This is a genomic window from Desulfosarcina sp. (assembly GCF_033791525.1).
Classification (GTDB): Bacteria; Desulfobacterota; Desulfobacteria; order Desulfobacterales; family Desulfosarcinaceae; genus Desulfosarcina.
In genome coordinates this window covers 1-8,603 of sequence record NZ_JASJGN010000332.1, presented here as the reverse complement: position 1 = coordinate 8,603, position 8,603 = coordinate 1, and the positions used below count along the sequence as shown (strand labels likewise).

The 8,603-nt window shown below is 54.6% G+C and carries 7 protein-coding genes; 2 read left to right on the top strand and 5 right to left on the bottom strand.

All coding sequences use genetic code 11. From position 1 onward, the window contains the following. Positions 1–622, top strand: a 622-nt coding sequence (locus QNK41_RS16460) for a molybdopterin oxidoreductase family protein (RefSeq protein WP_319258870.1), incomplete at its 5' end; no start/stop codon positions are given. A 310-nt stretch (positions 623–932) separates the two neighbouring features. Here the strand turns inward: QNK41_RS16460 and QNK41_RS16455 are convergent. From QNK41_RS16455 to QNK41_RS16435, 5 genes are all read right to left on the bottom strand, one after another. Beyond that, the gene (locus QNK41_RS16455; protein WP_319258868.1) at positions 933–2,255 is read right to left on the bottom strand and encodes a (Fe-S)-binding protein; all 1,323 of its coding nucleotides are present in this window, start codon (positions 2,253–2,255) and stop codon (positions 933–935) included. Between the two features lie 368 nt (positions 2,256–2,623). After that, complete coding sequence (locus QNK41_RS16450; protein WP_319258866.1) at positions 2,624–4,267, bottom strand: hydrogenase iron-sulfur subunit; 1,644 nt, start codon at positions 4,265–4,267, stop codon at positions 2,624–2,626. Further along, positions 4,264–5,562, bottom strand: a complete 1,299-nt coding sequence (locus QNK41_RS16445; RefSeq protein ID WP_413815171.1) for an FAD-dependent oxidoreductase — start codon at positions 5,560–5,562, stop codon at positions 4,264–4,266. The genes QNK41_RS16450 and QNK41_RS16445 overlap by 4 nt, the downstream gene beginning before the upstream one ends. Beyond that, positions 5,499–6,422: a methylenetetrahydrofolate reductase gene (locus QNK41_RS16440; protein ID WP_319258862.1), complete on the bottom strand. Its 924-nt coding sequence runs from the start codon at positions 6,420–6,422 to the stop codon at positions 5,499–5,501. Before QNK41_RS16440 ends, QNK41_RS16445 begins: the two co-directional genes overlap by 64 nt. Before the next feature lie 56 nt (positions 6,423–6,478). Then, positions 6,479–7,162 (bottom strand): methylenetetrahydrofolate reductase C-terminal domain-containing protein, encoded by a 684-nt coding sequence (locus QNK41_RS16435; RefSeq protein WP_319258859.1) that lies wholly within the window; start codon positions 7,160–7,162, stop codon positions 6,479–6,481. A 460-nt stretch (positions 7,163–7,622) separates the two neighbouring features. On the opposite strand from QNK41_RS16435, the gene QNK41_RS16430 reads away from it, so the two are divergent. After that, positions 7,623–8,216: a TetR/AcrR family transcriptional regulator gene (locus QNK41_RS16430; RefSeq protein ID WP_319258857.1), complete on the top strand. Its 594-nt coding sequence runs from the start codon at positions 7,623–7,625 to the stop codon at positions 8,214–8,216. Positions 8,217–8,603: the final 387 nt, after the last annotated feature.

Below are 8,603 nucleotides of genomic sequence, written 5' to 3'. Positions count from 1 at the left end.
CGACTGGAAGATCACCTGCGAAATCGCCACGCGTATGGGTTACGCCATGTCCTACAAGGACAGCGAGACCATTTTCAACGAACTGGCCAGCCTCACCCCTTCCTATGCCGGGATCAGCTACCCGCGCATCGAACACGAGGGGCTCCACTGGCCTTGTCCCACCCCGGAACATCCCGGCACCCCCATTTTGCACGGGGCCCAGTTTACCCGGGGAAAAGGGATGTTCCATGCCCTTGAATGGATTGCCCCGGCGGAAGTGGCCGACGACGACTATCCCATGTACCTGACCACCGGCCGTGTGCTCTACCACTACCATACCGGCACTATGACCATGAAGACCGAGGGATTGAACGAGCGGGCGCCGGAGTCCTTTGTGGAGATCACGCGGGGCGATGCCCAGGGCATGGGTGTTGAGGATGGTGATCGGGTAATCATCGCTTCCCGACGGGGAGAGATCCAGGCCCGGGTTCGGGTTTCCCGAAAAGCCGTGGCCGGAACCGTTTTCATCCCCTTTCACTTTGCCCAGGCGGCAGCCAACAAACTGACCAATGCCGCCTTGGATCCGGTTTCCGGGATTCCGGAGTTCAAGGTGTGTGCGGTGAAATTGTCCAAGGGAGCATAAGCCATAAACGGGTGGGGATAAACCCTCTATAGGTGCCGAGCTGATGTAATCGTTCACGGTTTACAGTTGCCGGTTCACGGTTAAGAAAAACAGAAGGCAGAGGGGAACGATCGGGTGTTCCTTTGAGGATTTAGAAGCTTGGATTAAAGCTTGCAGATTGTCAGTAGGTCGAAACAACTTTGAACGGTCAAACTGATTACCGTCAACAGATACAAGCTATTTTGAGTAGGAGCGACTACTGAAAAAATGAAGATAGAACACTAAAGGCCGGCACCCATAAGGGGCCGGCCTTTAGTGTTCTTAAAAACGATTACATATTCGACGACTCGGGATGGAACACATCCACATCCTTGAGGTCGTCACCCAGGTATTCGCGTTCGTTGGGACCGAGGATGCCTAAAGAGAGGCAAAGCAGGGTCCACAGGTGAACGGTCTGCCAGGGGTGATCCAACTGGTCGCTCAGATCATGGATCTGGGCGTGGCAGTTGTGGCAGGGGGTGATGGCATAATCCGCCTTGGTGGCCAGAATCTGGTTGGCCTTGAGCTTGCCGTAGGTCCGGCGTTCATCCGGTAGTCCGGACTGCAGGAACCCGCCGCCGCCGCCGCAGCAGAAGTTGTTGGAACGGTTGGGGTGCATGTCGATGAAGTTCTCCTCACCGACCACCGCCTTGACCACGAAGCGCAGGTCCTCGGCCACCGGGTCACCGAAGGTCTTGCGCACCAGCTGGCAGGGATCTTGAACCGTGAACTTGACCTGGCGTTCCTTGTTCCACTCGGAACTGGGCTTCAGCTTTCCCTCGCGGATCCATTGGGCGTAGTATTGAATGATGCTTTTGATTTCAAAGTTGTAGTCGAGCTTGAATTTATCCAGTCCGAACCGGACTGCGAAGAGTTCGTGCCCTCACTCCGTATTGAGCCAGACCTCGCAGCCCAGATCCTCCACCGCTTTTTTCTTCACCTCGACGATGTGTTTCCAGGCGTCGTTGTCACCCAGAAACATGCAGTAATTTTCGGCTGCCCAGCCTTTGGTGCCATATGTCCAGTCCGCACCAACCAAGTCCAGGATTTTCCACAGGGGCACCATCTCGTCGGGCTCGGTTACCGGTTCCCTGGAGTTCTGGTTCAGGAAGAACTTGGCACCCTTTTTGTTGACGGGGGCCTTCATCTCTGCGAATTCGGGTTGGGCTTCCTGGTACTCTTCCAGTACGTCTTCGACCACGAACTGGAAATCCTCTTCCGTGGCACCCATGGCGCTGCAGGTGTCGTTGCGCAAGGCCATATCGCAAGATCCCAGGATGCCCTTGGGGCGTTGGTCGCGAGGCCAGGTGGTCCGGGCGTTGAATACCAGCTGGGGGATGTTGATTTTCATGGGGCAGACATACATGCAGCGCGTGCACATGGTGCACATCCAGACCCATTTGCTGCTCAGGACCTCTTCGTCCATGCCCAGGGCTGCCATTCTCAAAAATTTTCGGGGATCCATTCCCTCCAGACCCGTTGCCGGACACCCTGATGAGCAGGCGCCACAGGTCAGGCAAAGGTTCAGGTTTCCTCCCTCGGGGAGAATCTCTTTCACCTTGTCGATGAAAACAGATCGCTTTTTCCCGCCGAGTTTGATCGCTTCATCAGCCATACTGTTAATTCCTCCGTTGTTAGTTGACTACCGACGATTCCAATATGATTCAAATAATCAAGTTAATCCTTATTTACGAATCAGGCGCAAAACACAAGGAAAAAATTGAACCGCGATAGCGAGTGCATTCCCCACCGCTTGCGGCGGGGTTAGCGAGCGAACTGGAAATCGATTATCATCCTTGCGGTGAAGATTCCCCGCGGCTTGCCGCGGGGAGGGTTCAATTGGGCCGACGGTATAACGCATCCGATGGACGACCAAACCGGCTTTACCGCCTGTGAACGACTGCTTTGGCGGTGTTGTTTTCAAAATAAACGCGCGCCATTGCAAACAGATGCAACGACGCGCGTTTGAATGTGTCCAGTTGATTATTTGGACGTCAGCGTGGCTTCCATATCCATAAGGATACGGGAAAAATCAGCCCCCATGTTTGATGCCGTCGTGGCAAAACAGATTCGGTCTTTTTCAAGACCGATGGATTCTATCATGTCCTGGGCGTTGGCTGCCCGCCATCCGGCGAACAGGCTGCCATTTTCTGATTTGCAATTACCATTGTGACAGGCCATGACTACCACCCCGTCAGCGCCTTCGGCCAGGGCGTGCATGATATAGTCGATGTCCACTTTGCCCGCACAGGGCACAGTTACGGTTTTCAGCCCTTTGGGCAGGGGCATGCCGAAGGAGTCGGCCATGCGGGCAGCCTCCAATCCACTGTTCTGGCAACAGAACGCCACGATGGTGGGGTAGTCGCCATCTTTGGCCGAAGCCGATTGGGTCACCTGATCAATCATGTCGGCGTCGTTGAAGTCGCCGATCTGGATGGCATCCATGGGGCATTCCGACGCGCAGATACCGCATCCCTGACAGGCCACCGGGGAAATTTCCGGCTTGTTATCGGCGGACCAGTAGATAGCGCCATGGGGGCAGCAGCGGTAGCAGGTCAGGCAGAAGGTGCACTTACCGGTATCCAATACCGCTTTGTTGGCCGGCACGCTGATGGTGCCGTCACCCAACAGGCTGCGGACCCGGATGGCGGCATTTTCCGCATCCATCAGGGCGCCGTAACGTTTTTTTACCCGCCGGCTGCCGCCTACCACAAAGATGCCTTCGCGGTTGGTGGAAACCGGATAACGATGAACGTTGTCAGTCTGCAAAAAACCCATGGATCCGACATCGATTTTCAGCATTTCCGCCAGTTCCGCGTTGACCCGGTCGGCACCGATGGCTTCTTCGACCACGATGATGTCAGGGATTAGTTGGACTTTACGCTGAAGGACCGGATCGTCATAGGTGATGGAAAGGCTGCCGCCCTCTTGGACCACGGTGGGCATTTCATTGAGTTTGACATACATGGTGCCCTTGTCGCGGCATTCCAGGTAGAGGCGTTCCAGCCCGTCCTCGGCCACCTTCAGGTCGCCGGCAAACACATAGGCGCTGGTATCATCCATGTTTTCCACTGCCAGCACGCTTTTCAAAACCCGCTCCAGGACCAACGGGTTGCCGTCCTGAGCCAGGCCCAGCATGAAGGCTACCGATTTCCCGGCCAATGCGGACGGATTTTCACCAAGGGCTGCTTCCAGCTGACTTTGGGTGACCACCGTGTCGGACAGGTTCAGGCCATAGGCCTCATTCAAGGGGCAGGCCACCAGTTCCGACGCCAACACGATGGCACCGACGGACTTTTCGACGATGTCGTCGTTGCCCGACAGCCACACCCGAAAGTCGCCGGGAACGCCGGCAGCGCCGTCCATGCGGGTGCCGGTCATGACCTCGATCATCTCCGAATCGTTGACTGTCGTCATCCATGCATCCAGCGCAGCCTGTTCTTCACCGTCCAGGTCAACGACAGCATTGGCTGACGCCTCGCCCAGGACGGATCCCTCATCGATCAGCACCACCTTGTATCCGGTGGCGGCAATCTCGGTCGCGGCCTTCACGCCGGTCATCCCGGCACCGACCACCAAGACATCGGTGGCCAGGTTGATGGTTTCCATTTGTGTCTGTTGTGTCATGAGGCCCTCCCCAGATATTTCATCACTTCGCCGGCTGACTGACCTGCGTGGACGATGGATTCGGAAATGGTTTTCGGTCCCGAAGCGGTGCCGGCCACAAAAATGCCGGCCTGACCGGTGGATGCCCGGTTCAACTTGTCGGCGCTGGCAAAGAATCCGTCGCCGTTGAGCGGTGCGCCTACCGTTTCGGACAGCGTCGTGTTGTCGGCTGCCGGCATGATACCTACAGAGAGCACCACCAGGTCGAACTCGTCTTCCACGACTTCACTGTTGCCTTCAGCGGTCATGAAGCGGGTCCTGATGCGGTCGTCCTCGGTCTCGTACATGTCCACGGGAATGTTGCGCACGAATTTCATTTCGTCTTTGCATTGCTGGTAGAAGACGGGGAAATCATTGCCCGTGTTCTGGATATCCATGTAAAAGACGGTGATGTCCAGTTCCGGGTCCTTGTACTTCATGGCCTGGGCCGTTCTCAGGGCATAGGGGCAGCAGACCTGGCTGCACCACAGGTTGCCCAGGCGTTCGTCCCGGCTGCCCACGCATTGAATGAAGGCGATCTTTTTGGGCGGCTTGCCGTCCGATGGCCTCAGTACGATGCCATTTGCCCGTTTTCCTGACTCCAGGTCCATGCCGCTGACCACGTTTTTCAACTCGTCGTAGCGGTAGGTGGATTTGAGCCGTGGGTCGAAGGGCACGAATCCGGTGGCTACGACCACGGCGTCCACCTCGAGGGTATCAGCACTGCCGGTCGTTTCCGGGTTCAGACCACCGTCGGCCTGGTAGAATTTGGCATTGTTCAGCGAGTAGCCCCTGACGGCCGAACATCCGGTCGGGTTGTCGGTATAACCGGTTTCGCAGGCCTTCAGGTCCTTGTCGATCGCTGTTTTTTTCAGGTTAACGGAAAAATTTCCATTTTTATTTATGCCGGCCACCTCAGTGGCCAGATGGACGGTAATGGCTGGTTCGTTGACTACGTTCTTGAGCATGCTTTCGACGGCGCAGGCGCCGCATTGGCGACATTCGTCGGTGGCTTTGCAGGCATACTGGATGGCGTGTCCACCAAGAAAGTCGGCCTTTTCCACTAACGCTACCTGCGTGCCGAGACCGGCAAGCTCCCAGGCTGCCGTCAGACCGGCGATCCCGCCCCCAATGACCATGACTTTTTTAGATTCAGTACTCACTTGAAAACTCCTTTGGTGATCGTTGGTTGACAATGGATGTGCGGTGTTGATCAGATCGTGGGTCTGGGCAGGACTTTTGCCCGTTCGGCAATTTCCGGCACCTTGTGCTCCCATTCGATGGCCATGAGATGAACACCGGCAACGCCTTTCATCTCTTTGAATTCTTCGATCTGTTCACAGGCGATCTTGATGCCCTCGTCAGCCACCTTTTTTTTACCCACGCCCTGTAGTCGTTTGATGATCTCGTTGGGAACATCCATGCCGGGGACCTTGAGCTGCATGTAGCGCGCCATACCGACACTCTTCATGGGGGTGACACCTGCCAGAATATAGACCTTTTCGGTGAGCCCCATATCCACGGATTCCTTAACCCACTGGCGCATTCTCTCCATGTTGTAGATGCACTGGGTCTGTACGAAATCCACGCCGGCCTTGACTTTTTTGGCCAGGCGATGCACCCGCCATTCGTAGGGTTCGGCAAAAGGGTTGGCCGCCCCGCCAATAAAAATTTTGGGCGGTTCGTCAATGTCCGCCCCGCCCAGGAATTTTCCGTCGTCACGCATCTTTTTAACCATCCCGATCAGCTGGGTGGAGTCGATGTCGAAGACGCCTTTGGCCTGAGGATGGTCGCCGAACTGCTGATGGTCGCCAGACAAGGCGAGCATGTTGCGAATGCCCAGGGCCGAGGCGCCGAGGATGTCGGCCTGCATGGCCAGGCGGTTGCGGTCCCGGCAGACCATCTGGTAGTTGGGTTCCAGCCCCTCCTCTAAGACAATCAACGAGGCGGCCCAGCTGGACATTCTCACCATTGCGGTCTGGTTGTCTGTAATATTGACGGCGTCCACCATTCCGACCAGATGTTTGGCCTTTTCCCGCACCACCGCCACGTTGGTTCCGCGAGGCGGCCCTAGTTCCCCGGTAAAGGCAAAATTTCCGGCACGCAGTATTTTTTCAAGATTGCTTCCTGATTTCATTTGGGAATCCTTCTATTGGCTTGTTCCGTTTTGGTGTTTGCTGGCTGGCGATTCGGCTATTTGATACCGAATGCGGCAAGACGATCCTTGTATCCCGGTTGAACGATGGTCCGGGGCGTCTGATTCCGCCAGTCGTTGGGCGGACAGATGTCGAGGATATTTTGCAGTCGATTCTGCTTGGCCAGTCGCTCATGGATACGTTGCCAGGCGCAGGGCTGATCGGAATTGATTTCACAGCTGCCTTTGTTGGTGCCGCCGCAGGGTCCGTTGAACAGTCCCTTGGCGCACATGGTGACCGGACAGATGCCGGCAGTCATACCCAGCACGCAGGTACCGCAGGCCCGGCATCTCTCCTCATACCAGCCCACTTCCCGGTTGACGCCGATAAAACTGGTGTCGACAGCGGGAAACACGGGGATTTCAGGGAAGCGTTCGGCGATAAATTGAATGCCGGCGCCGCAGGCCATGGAGATGATCGCGTCGTATTCATCCACGATTCCATCCAACTCTTCCAAAAACTCCATGTCGCACTGCCGCTCTATGGTAACACCACCGGTTTCGATGGGGTCACCTTCCATACGGCGGGCGATTTTAAGTTCGGAGTTGAGCACACCGACCTCCTTTTCGCCGCCTGCGAGACAAACCGCCACACAGGTGCCGCATCCCACGGTAAGGACTTTTTTAAAGTCCTTGACCATGGCCCTGACCTCTTCAAAGGGTTTTCTTTCCGCAACAATCATTTGACATTCCTCCTGTTTATCATGACACGGGGTCGATGCCATGAAGGGTTATGCAGATCACGCATGGATTAGGGGTGAGCGTGAACCGTATCGATATGAGCCAAGGAGCGAAACTAACCTGAGTGAATCAATCATGTCAACATATAAAGGATGTAAAATACGTCCGCAGGACAAATCCAAGCATTGTCTGTCGGCAGCAAAGTCAACATGAAATGAATGGTTACTCATTATTTTGCAGTTATGGATCGACCCCATGTGGTATTGACCGCGAAACCTGAACGGCAGACGTTTAGTATTGGATTTATCAAAGTCGGATAAGGTTTGATCAGGTTGTCATCGGTTTTTCGGGTTTTTTAATGTTAAAGCTTGACAGGGTGATTTTGCCTTTGATAAATGAATGAATATTCATTCATAAAATATTGTTGTCAGGAGGTTCGCAATCAACACGAAAAAGAAAAATATGGATAAATACCAGCGTATTCTGGAGGCGGCCATTACTGTATTTGCAGAACAGGGGTACTTTCAGTCGACAGTTGCCCAGATTGCCAAAGAGGCTGGGGTGGCGGACGGAACCATCTATCTCTACTTTAAAAACAAAGACGATATTCTGGTTCAATTCTACCAGTACAAGACCCGTCAGATTTTCGAACGTTTTCGGGATGCGGTCAGACAACCGGCAACCGCCGAAGAGAAGCTGCGATGTTTGATTCGCGTCCATCTCCAGGAATTCCAGAAAGACCGCAATATGGCCATCGTCTATCAGGCGGAAACCCACCAGAACCGGCGACTCGGGAACGAGCAGATCAAAGAGATGTCCAAGATGTACCGAGACATAATTTCCGAGGTGGTGGAACTGGGCCAGGAAGAGGGAACCATTCGGAAGGATCTATACATGGGCCTGGTCAAGCGGTTCATCAACGGTGCTGTGGATGAGGTGATCAACTCCTGGATTCATTCAGGCGGGCAATACGATCTGGTAACCATGGCCGACCCGTTGGTGGACCTTTTCATTCGAGGCATCGGCGGTACCGGTGAAACGGAATTAACGCATTGAACCGCGATAGTGAGCGCATTCCTCGCCGCTTTTGGCGGGGTTAGCGAGCGAACTGAAAATAGACATTCATCCTTACGGTGCTGCGCAGCACTGCCGTTACAGGCAGAACATTCCCCGCGGCTTGTCGGAGCGACGCAGAGATCCCGCTCATCGGGGCCGCGGGGAGGGTTCAATTTCTGCCATACTATAATTTTTCGATTGTATGTAATTATTTGAAGTTGCCATAATATGTTATGCATTGGCTATTTTTGCCAAATTGGATTTATCAGAAAAGCCTACAGGCGGCAACTTAATCCCATGGGCTTTATGACGAAGGTGTTGGTATCAATCTTCATCTGAACCGTACTTTGGCTGACCACCATATTAGGACTTAAACGCTATTTAGTG